14 protein-coding genes are annotated in these 15,911 nt (G+C 65.1%); 3 read left to right on the plus strand and 11 right to left on the minus strand.

All coding sequences use genetic code 11. The annotated features are described in order from the left end of the window. Window positions 1–45 precede the first annotated feature (45 nt). The 3 genes from mltG (at window position 46) to gmk (ending at window position 3,064) form a co-directional block, all read left to right on the plus strand. The gene (mltG, locus tag ACE103_RS18775) at window positions 46–1,305 is read left to right on the plus strand and encodes an endolytic transglycosylase MltG (RefSeq protein ID WP_223968035.1); all 1,260 of its coding nucleotides are present in this window, start codon (window positions 46–48) and stop codon (window positions 1,303–1,305) included. Window positions 1,306–1,519: 214 nt separating this feature from the next. Continuing rightward, window positions 1,520–2,407 carry a YicC/YloC family endoribonuclease gene (locus ACE103_RS18780; RefSeq protein ID WP_375780644.1) on the plus strand — a complete coding sequence of 296 codons (888 nt, stop codon included), beginning with the start codon at window positions 1,520–1,522 and terminating at the stop codon, window positions 2,405–2,407. A 3-nt stretch (window positions 2,408–2,410) separates the two neighbouring features. Then, the gene (gene gmk / locus ACE103_RS18785) at window positions 2,411–3,064 is read left to right on the plus strand and encodes a guanylate kinase (protein WP_212317734.1); all 654 of its coding nucleotides are present in this window, start codon (window positions 2,411–2,413) and stop codon (window positions 3,062–3,064) included. A 64-nt stretch (window positions 3,065–3,128) separates the two neighbouring features. Here the strand turns inward: gmk and ACE103_RS18790 are convergent, their stop codons facing one another. The 11 genes from ACE103_RS18790 to lptF form a co-directional block, all read right to left on the minus strand. Further along, window positions 3,129–4,169 carry a hypothetical protein gene (locus ACE103_RS18790; protein ID WP_375780645.1) on the minus strand — a complete coding sequence of 347 codons (1,041 nt, stop codon included), beginning with the start codon at window positions 4,167–4,169 and terminating at the stop codon, window positions 3,129–3,131. 173 nt (window positions 4,170–4,342) lie between these two features. Beyond that, window positions 4,343–4,852, minus strand: coding sequence for a hypothetical protein (locus ACE103_RS18795; RefSeq protein ID WP_375780646.1), 510 nt, complete (start codon window positions 4,850–4,852; stop codon window positions 4,343–4,345). A gap of 50 nt (window positions 4,853–4,902) precedes the next feature. Beyond that, window positions 4,903–5,412, minus strand: a complete 510-nt coding sequence (locus ACE103_RS18800; protein WP_375780647.1) for a hypothetical protein — start codon at window positions 5,410–5,412, stop codon at window positions 4,903–4,905. A 30-nt stretch (window positions 5,413–5,442) separates the two neighbouring features. Beyond that, window positions 5,443–6,801: a caspase family protein gene (locus ACE103_RS18805; protein WP_375780648.1), complete on the minus strand. Its 1,359-nt coding sequence runs from the start codon at window positions 6,799–6,801 to the stop codon at window positions 5,443–5,445. Window positions 6,802–6,945: 144 nt separating this feature from the next. Then, window positions 6,946–8,004: an alcohol dehydrogenase gene (locus ACE103_RS18810; RefSeq protein ID WP_375780649.1), complete on the minus strand. Its 1,059-nt coding sequence runs from the start codon at window positions 8,002–8,004 to the stop codon at window positions 6,946–6,948. 19 nt (window positions 8,005–8,023) lie between these two features. Then, on the minus strand, window positions 8,024–8,878 hold the full coding sequence (gene rsmA / locus ACE103_RS18815; protein WP_375780650.1) for a 16S rRNA (adenine(1518)-N(6)/adenine(1519)-N(6))-dimethyltransferase RsmA: 855 nt from the start codon (window positions 8,876–8,878) through the stop codon (window positions 8,024–8,026). After that, window positions 8,879–9,880, minus strand: a complete 1,002-nt coding sequence (gene pdxA, locus ACE103_RS18820) for a 4-hydroxythreonine-4-phosphate dehydrogenase PdxA (RefSeq protein ID WP_375780651.1) — start codon at window positions 9,878–9,880, stop codon at window positions 8,879–8,881. Between the two features lie 17 nt (window positions 9,881–9,897). Then, the gene (locus ACE103_RS18825) at window positions 9,898–10,845 is read right to left on the minus strand and encodes a SurA N-terminal domain-containing protein (protein ID WP_375780652.1); all 948 of its coding nucleotides are present in this window, start codon (window positions 10,843–10,845) and stop codon (window positions 9,898–9,900) included. Window positions 10,846–10,957: 112 nt separating this feature from the next. Next, window positions 10,958–13,375: an LPS-assembly protein LptD gene (locus ACE103_RS18830; RefSeq protein ID WP_375780653.1), complete on the minus strand. Its 2,418-nt coding sequence runs from the start codon at window positions 13,373–13,375 to the stop codon at window positions 10,958–10,960. A gap of 77 nt (window positions 13,376–13,452) precedes the next feature. After that, complete coding sequence (gene lptG / locus ACE103_RS18835; RefSeq protein WP_092113464.1) at window positions 13,453–14,550, minus strand: LPS export ABC transporter permease LptG; 1,098 nt, start codon at window positions 14,548–14,550, stop codon at window positions 13,453–13,455. Continuing rightward, entirely contained in the window at window positions 14,547–15,713 is a 1,167-nt protein-coding gene (gene lptF / locus ACE103_RS18840) for an LPS export ABC transporter permease LptF (RefSeq protein WP_223968024.1), read from the minus strand. The genes lptG and lptF overlap by 4 nt, the downstream gene beginning before the upstream one ends. Window positions 15,714–15,911 lie beyond the last annotated feature (198 nt).

Raw genomic sequence — 15,911 nt, forward strand, 5'->3', positions numbered from 1 at the left:
GTTTGTCCGGCCACGATTCAACCGGCAGGATATTGGTTTGCATCGATGAGTGAGAGGCCGCCCATTTCACCGAGGAGTCCACGTGCGGCGCTGGAGCCCGAGCAGGTTCCGCCGCCGCCCAAGCGTTCGGATCGCGCCCGCAATCCCTTCGTGATCGTCGGCAATGCCATCTTCACCATCCTGATCATCCTGATGATCGGTGCTGGGGCCACCTATTACTACGGCAAGCAGACGCTGGAATCGCCGGGGCCGCTGCAGGAAGACAAGATCGTCAACATCCCCGCGCGTGCCGGCAAGCGTGACATCGCCGACGTGCTGTCGCGCGAGGGCGTGATCAACGTCAACCCGTGGGTCTTCATCGGCAGCGTGTTTGCGCTGAAGGCGAGCTCCGACCTCAAGCCCGGCGAATACTCGTTCCAGAAGAATGCGAGTCTGCGCGACGTCATCGCCACCATCGTCGACGGCAAGGTGGTGCAGCACGCCATCACGATCCCTGAAGGTCTGACCTCGGAGCAGATCGTGACGCGGCTCACCGACAACGACATCTTCACCGGCTCGGTGCGCGAGATTCCGCGCGAGGGCACGCTGTTGCCGGAGACCTACAAATTCCCGCGCGGCACCACGCGCGACCAGGTGATCCAGCGCTTGCAGCAGGCGCAGAAGCGCGTGCTCGCCGAGATTTGGGAACGCCGCAACACCGACTCGCCGTTGAAATCGCCGGACCAGCTGGTGACGCTGGCCTCGATCGTCGAGAAGGAAACCGGCCGTGCCGACGAGCGCAGCCGCGTTGCAGCCGTGTTCGTCAACCGCATGCGGCAGAGGATGAAGCTGCAGTCCGACCCGACCATCATCTACGGACTGGTGGGCGGCAAGGGAACGCTGGGGCGTCCGATCAAGCGTAGCGAGATCACGCAACCGTCGCCCTACAACACCTATGTGATCGACGGCCTACCGCCGGGACCGATCGCCAATCCCGGCCGCGCCTCGCTGGAGGCGACCGCCAATCCGGCGCGCACCCGCGACTTGTTCTTCGTTGCCGACGGAACCGGCGGCCACGCCTTTACCGAAACCTACGACCAGCACGCGAAGAACGTCGCCAAGCTGCGCGCGTCGGAAAAGCAGATCCAGAACGACACCGTCGAGCCCGCGGATGATCCGGCGCCGGCCGCGGCAGTGCCTGGGGCGGCCGACACCAATCCCACGGCGGCCACGCCGGCGAAGCCCACCAATCAGAAGAAGCCGCCGCGCAGCGGACGGCAGGGCGCAGCCCAGCAGACCGTTTCGCCGCCGGTTGTGCAGCGCTAAAGCGCGATGCGATCAACGCGCTTTAGCTTCTTGTTCGAGCATGGTCTTTCGGAAATCCGCTTCACGCTTTCCCGGACCTTGCCGTAGCTCTGCATTTCTCGAGGGTGGACGTAATTCCACTTTCACGGAATCCGTTCTAAGGTCGCACCGGCTGCCCACGAGTCTCGTCGTCTCCGGGTGAGCCCCATATCCTTCTGTTGGAGAGTTTCACGCGATGGCGCTATCGAGCATGACCGGCTTTGCCCGAAGCCATGGCGCGAGCGGTCCCTATACGTTCGAGTGGGAGCTGAAGTCGGTCAACGCCAAGGGCTTTGACCTGCGGTTGCGGCTGCCGCCGGGCTGGGACGAACTGGAAGCCCTCGCCAAGAAGCGGGCCGGCGAGTTGCTGTCGCGCGGCACGGTCTACGCCAATCTCAGCGTCAAGCGCACCGATGCGGCGCAGACCATCCGGATCAACGAGGATGTGTTGGCTGCGGTCGTGAAGGTCGCAGGTGAGCTCGCGCAGCGGATCGACGCGGTGGCGCCGAGCATCGACGGGCTGCTCGGCATCAAGGGCGTCATCGAGGTGGTTGAGCCTGCGAGCGATGAGGACGAGGACAAGGCGGCACGCGAGGCGGCGACGAAGGCGTTCGAGCAGGCGCTCGGCAGCCTCGTCGAGATGCGCCGCCGCGAGGGCGATGCGCTGGGCCAGATCCTGATGCAGCGGATGGACGAGATCGAGCGGCTCGCCAGGCGCGCCGAGACGGCTCCCGGCCGCAAGCCCGAGGCGATCAAGGCGCGGCTTGCCGAGCAGATCGCGGCGCTGCTGGAGACCTCCGATCGCTTCGATGCCGACCGGCTGAGCCAGGAGGCGATTCTGATCGCCACCAAGGCCGATATCCGCGAGGAGCTCGACCGTATCGCCTCGCACATCGGCCAGGCGCGCGAGATGATCGGCAAGGGCGGACCGGTCGGGCGGCGGCTCGACTTCCTCGCCCAGGAGTTCAATCGCGAGGTCAACACCTGCTGCTCGAAGTCGAACGACGTCGAGCTGACCAACACCGGGCTTGAAATGAAGAACGTGGTCGAGCAGTTCCGCGAACAGGTCCAGAATCTGGAGTGAACGATGACGGCACAGGGTTTTGACGGCGTTGAGCGGCGCGGACTGATGTTCGTCCTGTCGTCGCCCTCGGGCGCCGGCAAGACGACGTTGTCGCGCATGCTGATCGACCGCATGCCGGGGTTGAAAATGTCGGTGTCGGCGACCACGCGGCCGAAGCGGCCGGGCGAGGTCGAGGGGCGCGACTATTTCTTTGTCGACAAGACCAAGTTCGAGGCGATGGCCAAGCAGGGCGAGCTGCTGGAATGGGCCACCGTGTTCGACAACCGCTACGGCACGCCGCGCGCGCCGGTCGAGGCTGCGCTCGCGGCCGGCGAGGACGTGCTGTTCGACATCGATTGGCAGGGCACCCAGCAGTTGCGCGAGAAGGCGCGCGCCGACGTCGTCAGCGTCTTCATCCTGCCGCCGTCGGCGGCCGATCTCGAGAAGCGGCTGCACACCCGTGCGCAGGATTCCGAGGAGGTCATCCGCGGGCGGATGAATCGCGCCACCCATGAGCTGAGCCACTGGGCGGAGTACGACTATATCGTCGTCAACCAGAACGTCGACGACGCCTTTGCCGAGGTGCAGTCGATCCTGAAAGCCGAGCGGCTCAAGCGAGAGCGCCGCACCGGCCTCACCGAGTTCGTACGCGGCCTGCAGCGCCAGCTCGAGAAGTAACCCGCCGGAACCATGATGCGATCCGGGGATCGCATCATATCTCATCTGCTTTCTTGAGCGCTCTCTAGTTGGCCGCGCTGCGCGCCAGCCGCTGCAGCATCGCCGCGATCTGCTTGTTGTCCTGCTCGGTTTGATCCGGCTCGCGTGCCGTCTCGCGGCGAGCAACCGGCGTCTCGGCGCGGCGCGGAACCGGTGTCTCTGACCGGCGCGGTGCAGCCTCCGCCAGGCGCAGCGGACGGTCGCGGCTGACCACGGCCATCGGCGGCGCCGGCTCGGTGTGGAGTGAATCCCAGGGCGCACGCCATTCGTCGCTGATCTCATAGGGCGGCGTACGGGTGCGGGTCAGCCCGAACACCAGCGCGCTGACCAGGCCGGCCAGTGCCAGCGCGCCGACCATCACGATCAGCAGCATCTGCGTCGAGGAGGACGACTTCTCGGCGGACGCCTCGGCCGTCACGGAGGCGGCTGATACCGGCGCGGCTGCCTGTTGCGGCATCGCGTCGGCCTGCGCGACCACGGTCGGCTGGTCTGCTGCGTGCCGGGTTCCGTTGGTTCCGGCCATGCTCGATGCATCCAGCCATCTGGCGTTCACCTCCGATGCCTGGCCGTTCGGGCCGCTGGGCGCGGCGGATGCCGTCGGGGCGGTCGTTGCCGCGGTGCCGGCCTGACCGGCATCTGCGCTCGGCACCGGCGCGGTCGCCGCCTGCTGCGGCGAGGGCCACTCGGCATGCGCGTCCGCGACGGACTTGCGCATGGCCGGCTGGGGCGCCGGCTGGCTCCGTGGTGGCGTTGTATCGGCGGTCGTGGCGTCCGGCTCGGCGGCCGCTGGCTGCTGCTGCGTCGCCGCGGTCCTGGCGACGGTCTTGGTCTTGGCGTCACCGAGATACCAGCACTGCTTCTTGGTGCTGCGGTCGAGGTGATAGAACCAGTGGCTCCCCGCAGGCGCGGTTCCCTTCGGCGCGGACTGACAGCTATCCGCGGTCTTCGCATTCGCCGTAGTGGTGCCCGCCGTGCTGGCGGCGGTCTGGGCCATGGCTGTGAAGTTGGCAGCGGCCAACATGCTGGCGGCAAGCGCCGCAGCGAATTTCGCTGAACGATTTGACATACGCGTCCCCGGTATTCTTTTTTACGCAAACGCTGGTGCAGCCAATCTCGGTAAAGAGTTGGGTCGCAATGCGCCGCAAATCCGGAACGGGTAGGGCTTAATTGAGGCTCGCGGCAGACCGCAATTGCGGCGCGCCGGTGGCAGCGCGCATGCTGGCTCGTTCAGGGAGTGGACTACCGCTTTGACGCAGTCCAGTGGCCCTTGCATCCGTCAGATCGCACGAATGAGCCGGAACCGCTGCGGCCCGAGAAACGGCCCGAACTGGTCCAGCTCAAGCCGCCGGCGGACCCGCTGCCCGTCGTGGATCCGTTGGGGCTGATTTGTCCGGAGCTCAGCTCTCCCGAAATGCTGCCGCCGGAGATCACCAGTCGTTCAGTGCTGGAGCCGCAGGGCGAGCCCTCTGCGACGACCACCCACGCACCATCGAAATTGCCGCTGCCGCCACCGCCCTCGCTGCCGGTCTTCCGTGTGGCGCGGCGCGGCGCCTCCGAGCTCTTGCTTCGCGCCGGCGTTGACGGCGCGACGGCGCGCGGCGACTGGCGCGTCCCGGACAGCGACTTCTCGTCATTGCCGATGCTGCCGCCGCTGCTACCGGACTGCGCGAGCGCGGCCGTTGAACCCGAGAGGCAGAGCAGGGCAGAGAACAGGATCGTCCGGGCGTTCGGCTGAAACATCGTTTGCATGGTCGGGCGTGTCCAAATTCTTGCTTTGCAAATTCAGGGTCCGAGCGTCGCTATTGTTTTGTGGCGGTCCAGGTCCCGCTGCAGCCGTCGGAGCGGCGGAACGTTCCCGAGCCACTGCGGCCGGACGGACGGCCCGAACCGATCGAGGTCACGCCGTTCGAGCGCAACACGGACCGCGCCGCGCCATTGGGGCTGACGGACCCGGTGAGGCCTTCGCCGATGATCCTGCCGCTCGTGACCACGACCGCGCCGGAGGCGGTACCACCGCAGCCCACCGAGGTAACCACCCAGGCCCCGTCGGTGCTGCCACCGCCACCACCTCCGCCGCTCCTGCGCGCGGTGTGGCGAGGCTCCTCCGATTCCGGCTTGCTGCGCCGGACCGGCCGATCGGGTTCGACGGAGCGCGGCGCGGCGCGCGAGCCGGACAGTGATTTCTCATCATTGCCGATGCTGCCGCCGCTGCTGCCGGCTTGCGCAAGCGCGGCCGTCGGACCGAGAGCGGAAAGGAGCAGGGCGGAAAACAGGACGGTGCGAGGCAGTGAGCGAAACATGCTTTTCATTTTCAGCTCTATCCAATGTGATCAATCAATTCAGTGCCCGGAGCCGTCAGCGCAGACGGCATCGATAATGCGGCAGGATTTCCCGGCCTTGCCGCATTCGTCAAGCGCGGCGGTCTTGGCGCGATCGAGCGTGTCGCGCTGGATCAGCGACCAGGACTTGGCTGATATCGCGAACGCGCCGCAGCGCGAGCCGTAGAAGGAAAGCTCGAGGGTGCATTTGGCGCCGCCACATTTGGTGCGCGCGTCGTCGACCGCGGCACGTCGTGACGCATGCTTCCAGGAGATGCCCCATTTATCGATGTCCGGGCCGTAGACGATCGACCCCCAGGGTTGCAGGTCCTCCATCTTGCGCAGCCGCGTCAGGAGGCCCTCGGTCGCTTCGCCGGTCGGCGTCATCGCGACCTTCTCCTGGAATTTGCTGATCGCCGCACGCATGCCGTTCCTGCTGTCGAGCGGCTCGGGATCGAAATTGTGCTCATAGAGCCGATCGCTCAATTCGCGCAGCAGCGCGACGTCCTTGATCGGGATGCGATCGGGATCGGGCCGCAACGTGCCGGGCAGTTGCGGCTCGGGCTGCGGCGCGATCGCAACCTTTTGCTCGGCCACCGGGGGCACGAAATAGAACGTTCCGTCGATCGGCGATGACGAGACCCAGGGCTGTTGCGAGCCGCCGGTCTCGCGCTTCACCGCAAGTCCGACCTGGTTGAAGGTCTGGAAGATGTCGAGGCCAGCGAGCTTGATCGTGGCGGCCAGTGCCTTGGTGTAGGGGCTGTGGCCGCCGGTGCCGTCCTGCGCGACGTTGCCAGGCTGCGTGGCGTAGGAGATCAGGGTGCCCTCCGGGGCGCGCATTTGCGCCAGGCCGCCGTCTGCGGCGCGCAACCCGCGTCCACCGAACGGGTTGTTCCGGCAGGCATCGAGGATCACCACGTTGAGCCGTGTGCCGGAGCCTTGCATCTGCCTCAGCACCAGATTCACGTCGAGCATCTGGAAATCGACGTCGGCCTCGCGGGTGGCGTTGCCGCTGACCGGGACCAGGTAATTCGCGCCGGAGACCTGGACGCCATGGCCTGCATAATAGAACAGCGCGACGTCAGCGCCCTGCACCTGCCGGCCGAAGCTCTGGACGGCGATGTCGATCGCCGGCTTGTCGAGATCGAGCTGGGCGCGGCCGCCGACCAGGGTGAAGCCGAGGCCTGCCAGCGTCTCGGCCATCAGGGCGGCATCGTTGCGGGGATTGTCGAGCCGCGTCACGTTCTGATAGGCGGAATTGCCGATCACCAGCGCGACGCGCTTTTCGGTGGCGGCCTGCGCCGCGCCGATAAGTGCTTGCCACAGCAGCGCCAGCAGCGCCGCAGCCGCCAGGCTCCTGCCTTGCACTGCTCCGTGCATGCCCCGTACCCTCTCAGCCTCGCCGGAAGATTACCAGCGCGCGCGGCAGGACAAAAGCAGCAGTCGGCTCCGCAAGGCGCGACCAAATGGGCTCATTAAGGGGGATGTCCCGCCGGCGGTTGCGCGGCCGGCGGGACGTCTTCGTCAGTTCTTCAGCACGATGCGTCCGACGACCTTGCCGGCGCGCAGCTCTTCGATCCATTTCTGGACGTCGGCCATCGGCTCTTCCTTCATCGGGGTCGGCTTGATCTTGCCGGCCCGGGCGAGCGCCATCAGCTCCTGGCCCTCGGCCAGCGTGCCCACCATGAAGCCTTCGATGGTCATGCGCTTGTAGACCCATTGCACCATCGGCAGCGTGAACTGGCCGCCCATCAGGCCGGACACCACGATCTTGCCGCCGCGTGCCACTGTCGACACCGCAAACGCCATCGACTTCTCGTTGCCGGCGAAGTCGACGACGCCGTCGAAGCCGCCGTCGCTCTCCTTCAGCATGCGCTTGACGACATCGGGCTCCGCGGGATCGTAGGCCGCCGCCGCACCGTTCTTCAGCGCGGTCTCGCGCGCCGCCGGGCTGAGATCGGCAACCGCGATCGGCTGCTTGAACATCGCCTGCGCGAACGACAGGCCCATCATGCCGACGCCGCCGAGGCCGATCAGCAGCAGATTGCGCTGGCGCGGACGATCGACCAGGCGCTTCAGCGCGCCGTAAGCCGTGACGCCGGAGCACATCAGCGTGGCGGCCTGATTAACCGGCAGCGGATCGTAATCGAGCAGGTATTTCGCGTCAGGCACCAGCACGTGGGTGGCGAAGCCGCCGTCGATCGAGACGCCGAGGAAACGCTGCTTGGCGCAGAGATTCTCGTCGCCGGCGAGGCAGTCGCGGCACTGGCCGCAGCCGATCCAGGGGAAGACTGCCTTCTTCGTTCCGACCAGATCCTTCGACGCATCGGGACCGACCTCGTCGACGACGCCCGCGATCTCATGGCCGAGCGTGAAGGGCAGCGTCATGCCGCGGGTGGTGTCGAGCTTCTTGCCGCCGCCGAGATCGGCATAGCCGTCCTGGATGTGGAGATCGGAATGGCACAGGCCGCAGCGCTCGATGCGCACCAGCACTTCGCGTCCCTGCGGCTTGGGCGTGTCCACGATGGTTTCGCACAGCGGTGCGTCGAATTTCACGAGGGATTGGCGAACCATACGCGCCATTTCGTTTTCTCCTGATGTTCTATTTTGTGGACCGTATATCGGCCAATTCCCTGGCCATGGCAACAAAGCCCGTGACCGGAATGGTTTCGGCGCGCCGCGTTGCGTCGATATCGGCTGCGGCAGCAAGCCGCGCCGGATCGACCGACAGCGACTTCAGGCTCTGGCGCAGCATCTTGCGGCGCTGGCCGAAGGCGGCGGCGGCGACCTGCTCGAGCATGCGGCGGTCGCACGGCTCCGGCGCGGCGCGCGGGATCAATCGTACCACCGAGGATGTGACCTTCGGCTGCGGCACGAAGGCTGCGGGCGAAATGTCGAACAGGCTTTTGGTTTCGGCGCGCCAGTTGGCGAGCACCGCGAGCCTGCCATAGGCTTCCTCGTCCTCATGCGCGACGATGCGCTCGGCGACCTCGCGCTGGAACATCAACACCATGGTGTCGTACCAGGGCGGCCACGGCTCGATCGACAGCCAGTCGACCAGGAGCTGGGTTGCGATGTTGTAGGGCAGGTTGGCGACGATCTTGGCCTTGCCGCCATCGAGCAAAGGACGCGGATCAAAGTGCTGCGCGTCGCCATGCACGATCTCGATGCGGCCGGGATAGCGCTTGACGATGTAGTCGAGTGCATCGATCGCGCGCTCGTCGCGCTCGATGGCGATGACGCGCTTGGCGCCCATCGCAAGCAGCGCGCGCGTCAGTCCGCCGGGGCCGGGTCCGACCTCGATCACGGTTGAGTCTTCCAGCGGGCCCGCGGCGCGGGCGATGCGTGCGGTGAGATTGAGATCGAGCAGGAAATTCTGGCCGAGCGATTTGCGCGCCGACAGCGAATGCTCGCGAATGATGTCGCGCAGCGGCGGCAGATCGTCGATCGCGCTCACTTAGCTTGATGCCGCGGCCATGCGCGCGGCGAGCCGGAGCGCGGCGATCAGGCTCGAGGGATTGGCCTTGCCGGTGCCGGCGATGTCGAATGCGGTGCCGTGATCGGGTGATGTCCGGATGAAGGGCAGGCCCAGCGTGACGTTGACGGCGTCCTCGAACGCGACGGTCTTGATCGGGATCAGCGCCTGGTCGTGATACATGCAGAGCGCGCAGTCATAGGTCTTGCGCGCGGCTGCGTGGAACATGGTGTCGGCCGGCAGCGGACCGCGGGCGGCAATGCCGTCGCGGCGCAGAATCTCGACCGCAGGCGCGACGATCTCGACGTCTTCCATGCCGAGCGTGCCGTCTTCGCCGGCATGCGGGTTGAGGCCGGCGACCGCAAGCCGCGGCGAGGCGAGGCCAAACCGCGCCTTCATGTCGGCGACCACGATTCGCGCGGTCGAGACGATCAGGTCGATCGACAATTGCGCCAGCGCCTCGCGGACCGACACATGGATCGTCACCGGGACCACGGCGAGCGACGGCGACCACAGCATCATCACCGGCTGCGGCGCGGGCCCGCCGCGGGCGGCAAGCTCGGCGAGGAATTCGGTGTGGCCGGGATGGCGGAAACCGGCGCGGTACAGCACGTTCTTGGCGATCGGATTGGTGACGACCGCGCTTGCCTTGCCCGACGCAACATCGGCGACGGCCTGACGGATCGACGCCAGCGCGGCATCCGCGCTCGTTCCGTCCGGCTTGCCCGGTTGCGCCGTCGCCGCCTTGCCGGTCGCAACGACGGGCAGGGCCCGTGCAAATGCCGCGGATGCCTCCTCGGCGCTGACCTCGGCAAATTCGACGACGAGCCCGAGCGTCCTGGCGCGCTCGGCCAGGGCCGCGCGGTCACCGAGCAGATAGAACGGCGGAAGGTCGAGTTCGCGCCGGCGCAGCCACGCGGCGAGCGTGATGTCGGGGCCGATGCCTGCGGGCTCGCCGCATGTCAGTGCGAGAGGTTGAGCCATGCGTCAACGATAGTCGATCATCGCCCGCCTGGATATTCGATCATCGCGGCTTTCCGGACTTCCTGCAGGTAGGCTTTCGACTTCGCCTCGTACTTCTGCACGTACATCTTGTCTCGCATCTCACGCTTCTTCGGCGTGTCCACGGTGGTTGCCTTCCGGCCGCAGAGAGCGACCATTTCGACGCCCTGCTTGGTGAGCTCGGGAGGGGTGAGGTGGCCGACCGGGGTCTTGTCCAGGATGTCGCGCAGCGACTGCGGCAGGTCTGCCGACGTCTTCACGACGATCTCGCGGATCGCGGCGTTGCGCATCGACTTGAAGAAGGTGTTGGCTTCCTCGCAGCTGGTGACGCGCTCGCGCAGGGTGTCGGCTTCCTTGCGGCGGTTCTCGAATTCGGATTGCGGAGAGCCGCGGGGCACAATCAGCACGACCGGCTGCATCCGGTATTCGAACGCTTCGGCGTCGGGCGCTTCGCCGGCGCCTTTGACCGCGGTGTCGACGTCCTTCTCGCCGACCTGCAGGCTTTCCTTGAAGCGGCCGCGGACCAGGCTGGTCCAGACCATGTCGGCCCTGATGCGTTGCTTGAGCGTATCGGGGCGGATGCCCTTGCTCTCGAGGACCTTGGTCAGCTGGTCGTTGTTCAGCCGCATCCGCTGCGCCATCCCGCCATAGGACTGCTCGATATCGTTGGCGGTGGGATCGACGCCGAATTTCTTGGCTTCCTTGATCTTCAGCTTCTCGTCGATCAAGTCGTCGAGGACGGTTTTGCGATCGGGGGTCTTGCCGCCGGTCAGCGCGTTCAGCTTGGCGCGCTGCTCGATGTCGAAATTGGTGATGGGTTCGCCATTGACCATCACGGCGATGGTCTGGGCGTGCAGTCGCGCACCGCCTCCCAACAGGAGGAAAAGAGCCAGCAGGGAACTCAACACTAGCTGATAGCAGCGCCTTGGCAGGCTAGCGGTCGTCATTGTGGTCATGTCAGCCGTTTAAACCAATTCAAGCCGGGGCCACAGGCCCGCGAGCAATACAAGCCCCCAATTCAAGCCCCCAATACATGGTCCTTGGCAGGCTCCTCGCTCGCTACTGCATGCCAGCGGAGCTGCTGGTCGTGGAGGTCTGGGCGATCGTCCGCAGCCCGATCTGGAACATGAACGCATGGCTGAGGACGGGCGGCTGCGAGCCTGCCTGATAGGTATAGGACGTGATGTAGTTGGCAGCCAGCACGAAGCAGTCGTCCACATAGCCCGCGCCGACGGCATACTGGTTGATCTTGTTCGCTTCAAGGTCCCAGCGCGCCGCACCCTGAACCACCCAGTTCGACGCCACCTTGACCGATCCGCTGGTGAGGATGCCCTCGCGGCGCGTCAGGTAGCCGAGTTCCGGCTGCGCTGCATAATCGCCATAGGTCACGGCGATCGACCAGCGGTCGAAGTTCGCGCTCGCCGTGGCCTCGAACCGGTTGATGTTCCAGGTCGCTTCATCCATCCGCGAGCGGACGCTGAAAGTGTAGGTGCGGTTGGGCGAATAGGCGAGGCTCGCGACATAGTCCGAGCGCGGGTTCTGCAGCCCGGAGTCGATGCCGGTATTGGTCATATCAGCGACCGCGAACGAGTTCAGCCCGAACATCTGGTAGGACTGCCCGAACATCCCCTTGACGCTGCCGCCGTGATCGAACTGCGTAGTGGCCTGCACGCCGACATTGGCGCGGCTGCCGCCTTCGACACGGTCGTAGCCGGAGAACTTGTCGACCGCGAACAGGTTGCTGGTGTCGAACACCAGGCTCTGCGCGTCCTCGTTCGGAAGCTTGCCGGCATTCGGCTCGTTGGGCCGGATGATGACCTGCGCAATCGGCTCGACGGTGGTCGTGCCCCACGGCTGCACATTGATGAAGGGGTAGCGGTATTCGAGGCCGACGGTCGGCATGAAGCGGACCGTCTGGGTGTCGCCGACCGGCAGGAAGTTGGAAACGCCCGGCTGGTTCGAGATGTCGGCGTTGATCGCATCGGCGCGGACGCTGGCGAACGGCGTCCAGATCTGGCCGAGCGGGTCGGTATAGGACTTGCGCCACTGCGCCTCGGCCGTCAGCCTTGTGTAGGTGCCCGGCATGCCGCGCAGCAGGCACTGCGACGGCGTCCGAGCCAGCGGATCGGCGGACGTCAAACTGCACAGGCCGGCGGTGTTGGCGATCGTCGTGATCGGATCGAACACCGCGGTTTCGCGGGTCAGGTTGACGAAGTTCATCTTGTAGCTGAACTCGCCGCCCAGAATGTTGTTGTTGATCACGTTGTTGTAGTCGATGACGGGCGCGACCACCGGGACCTGGTTCTGGTTGCCCGAGTAGCTGAGATAGTAGATCGCCCGCGCATCGAAGAAGCTGCGGTTGCCGACGCCGGTCAGATAGAGCTGCGAGATCGCTTCCGTCGGCAGCGACAGGAACGATCCGAACGGATCCTTGTACTGGGCGAGCCGGTAGTCGGACATGAAGAAGTAGTCGGACAGCACGACGCCGTCCCAGCCCCAGACCCATTTGTCGTTCAGCGCGAACTGGCCCTTGGTGTCGACGCCCCAGCGGAAGTCGCGGTCGCCCGGCTGGCCAGTAAACTGACCCCGATCGAGCTGGTCGATGCCGTAAAGCCTGATCTGATAGGAGCCGTCCACGAAGCGCTGGCGGAATTCGGTCTGCAGCAGCACGCCCTGCTTCGAGGTGATGCGCGGACTGAAGGTCGCGTCCATGTCAGGCGCGATCGCCCAATAATACGGAATTTCGACGCCATAGCCGAACGCCGTGTAGCTGGTGAAGCCCGGCATCAGGAAGCCGCTCTTGCGCTTCACGGTCGGATCGGGCGTCGAGAAATAGGGCATGTAGGCCATCGGAACGCCGAAGAACTCGAGCTGGGCGTTCTCGAAATAGAGCATCTTCTCGGTCTGGTCATGGATGATGCGCGCGCCCTTGACCTGCCAGAGCGGCGGCTTCTTCGGATCATCCTTACAGGGGGCGCAGGCGGTATAAACGCCGTTATCGAACACCGTGTAATTGCCGCTGGACCGATCGGCGCGGGTCGCCGCCATGCGGGTCTGGTCTTCAGTATCGACGCGCAGCGAATCGACGAACCCGTCGCGGTAGTCGTCGCTGAGATCCAGGATGTTGGCGTAGGTGATCTTGCCTTCCGCATCGGTCATGCGGATGTTGCCTTCGGCATGAAGACGCTTGGTCTTCTGGTCGTAGATGACCTTGTCGGCCTCGACGCTGGTGCCGTTGTAGAACATCTGGACGTTGCCGACGGCCGAGATGCGGCTGTTGTTGTAGTCGTAATCGACCTCGGTCGCCTGAACGAGCATCTGCCCGTCGTTCTTGGCCGGCGGGCGGACCGGCTTCGGCGGACGCGGATTGTAGGTAAACGACTGCGCGGCAGCCGGCGTCGACGTGACGACGTCGAGCGCGCTGACCACGACGAACGCGGCAAGCAGAGCAGAAATCGAAACGCCAAACGCGGCCATGCGGCTCCGTTGACGGCGCAGGGCACTGCGCCGCCCGAATGCAGGCGACATCAACTGGCGGGCGGCGACAGTAGCCACTACCCGTCCTCCTGGTACAGCAAGGCTAAGAAACCGGTGAGGCTACCCACAACGACAGGCAACCACGCCGCAGCGATGGGATGCATCAACTCAGCCTTGCTCAAATCTTCAGTTACTTTCGACAGGACGTAGAGCAGAAAGCCTGCGCCCACGCCACTCAAAACCATCTTCTGCACGCCGCCCATCCGGAAGAAGCGGAGGCTCACAGAAGCCGCCAACATCACCATCGCAGCCAGCAAAAACGGCTGCGCGATAAGCTTGTGATACTGCAAGCGATAGCCGGCCGTCGCGAACCCTGAGCTCTCCGACGAACGGATGTAGTTCGGCAGTTGCCAAAAGGACACAGTTTCGGGGGTGGAGAAACTGTTGCGCACCTGTGCCGGGGTCAAGGTTGTGGTCAGGTAGAAGGTGTCCTGGTCCACCGGAGCCTTGTCGAGGGTGTATCGGCGTACTCCCGTGAACGCCCAACGGCCTTCTTCGAGCGTCGCTTCGCGGGCCTCGATTCGTTCTTTGAACTGCAGCGCCGTATCGAATCGGAACACGGTGAGGCCGGTCAGCCGGATGCCCTGCTGCTCACTACGAGCCGCATTGATGATCGCCTGACCTTCGTCGTTGATCTGGTTGAGCCAGAAGCCGGACGCGTCCTGGATGCCGCCGCCCGGCGCCGAGCCGAACAGCTCGGCCTCCATCCGTTTGGAGAGCTCGCGCAGATTGGCCGACACCGGATTGTAGGCGGTGGTAGCGAAGATGCCGAGCACGATCGCACTGACCAGCGCCGGCGAGATGAATTGCCAGGCCGAGACGCCGGCGGCGCGTGCCACGACGAGCTCCAGCCGCCGCGACAGCGCGAGATAGCAGGTCATCGCGCCGATCAGCACGCAGAACGGCATCAGTTTCTCGAGCAGCTGCGGCACGCGGAACAGCGAGGTTTCCGCGACCGTAATCGCGGAGGCCCCGACCAGGCTCGACGTCTTGCGCACCATCTCGATGTAGTCGACCAGCACGAGCAGCACGAAGATGCCCGCGAACACGCCCACCGCCGCGACCACGAAGCGGCCGGCGAAATAACGCCCGAGCGTATTTGTGACCATGCTCATGCGGTGGCGGGCCTCCGGAAGAGGCGCGCAATGCGTTCGTTGTTCCTGTTGATGACTTCCATCAATGCTGCCGGCGGTTCGACGACCACGCCGCCGACGATCATCCAGATCCCGACGCCGATGCCGGCGAACAGCATCAGATATTGCACAAGCGCCGCCAGCGGCGTCTTCACCGCCATGACGGAGCAGGCGAATCCGACCATGCGCAGGCCGAACACTGCGAACACCGAGCCGCCGATCGAGAAATTGCGGCTTTGGCGCGTGGTGCGTGGTGCGCCGAGGAAGGCGAAGGTGAGGGCCGCGAACGCAAACGGATAGATCGGCGCCATGAAGCGATCATGCAGCTCGGCGAAGAACTGGCCCGACAGCTGCTGATAGGTCTGGTCGTTCTCGTCCGGCCACATCAATTCCCAGAGGTAGCGCTCGCGAATTCCGAGCGTGACGTCGCGGCCCTGCGAGAATTTCGACATGTCGAACGCGTAGCGCTGAAACACCACCAGCGTCGGATCGCGCTTGCCGACCTCGAATCGCTCGAGATTGCCGTCCTCCAGCACGAGATATGAGCCGCTCTCGTTCTTCAGCACGGTGCCGTGGTCGGCGACGATGGTGACGCGCTGCTGCGGATCGCGGCGATCGTCGACGAAAACGCCGCCGAGCACGCCGGCGGGCAGGCGCTCGCGGATCCGAATCGTCAGGTTCTGATCGAGCTGGGCGAAGCGGCCGGGCTGCAGGATATTGGTCAGAACGTCGGCGGTGATCTCGGCATCCCATTGCTTGATTCGGCGCATGCCGTCGGGGGCGAGATAGGCGCCGATAAAGGCGACCAGCGCCGCAACCACGCAGGTGGCGAAGAAGAACGGCCGGAACAGCCGGAACGGCGAGAAGCCCGCCGCGTTCATGACGATGATTTCGGAATCGGTCGCGAGCTTGTTCAGCGTGTGCGAGATCGCGATCATCAGCGCGATCGGGGCGATGATCAGGATCAGGGCGGGGATCACGAGGCTGGTGATGCCGAGGAAGGTGAGGATGGTCTGACCCTGGCTGGTCATCAGGTCGATGCCGCGCAACGCCTGCGTAATCCAGATCACGCCGGTAAGGCTGACCAAGACAAGCGCAAACGACGCCAGCGTCGTTTTGAAGATGTACTTGTCGATCGACCCCATCGCTACCGCACGGCCCCCAAGACCCCCTTCACGCAACCAGACGCACGGCTTTCGACCAATCCCGTCAACCCGGGTTCCCCTATGGTCGAGCCGCGGACTCGTCCGGCTCACTCTCTGTTCACAATCTCACTACCATCCCTTTGATCCGTCAACAAAATGGCCGGGCCAAGGCACGCTTAATTTATGGTTAATTAATCG

This window comes from Bradyrhizobium sp. ma5 (assembly GCF_042258955.1).
GTDB lineage: Bacteria > Pseudomonadota > Alphaproteobacteria > Rhizobiales > Xanthobacteraceae > Bradyrhizobium.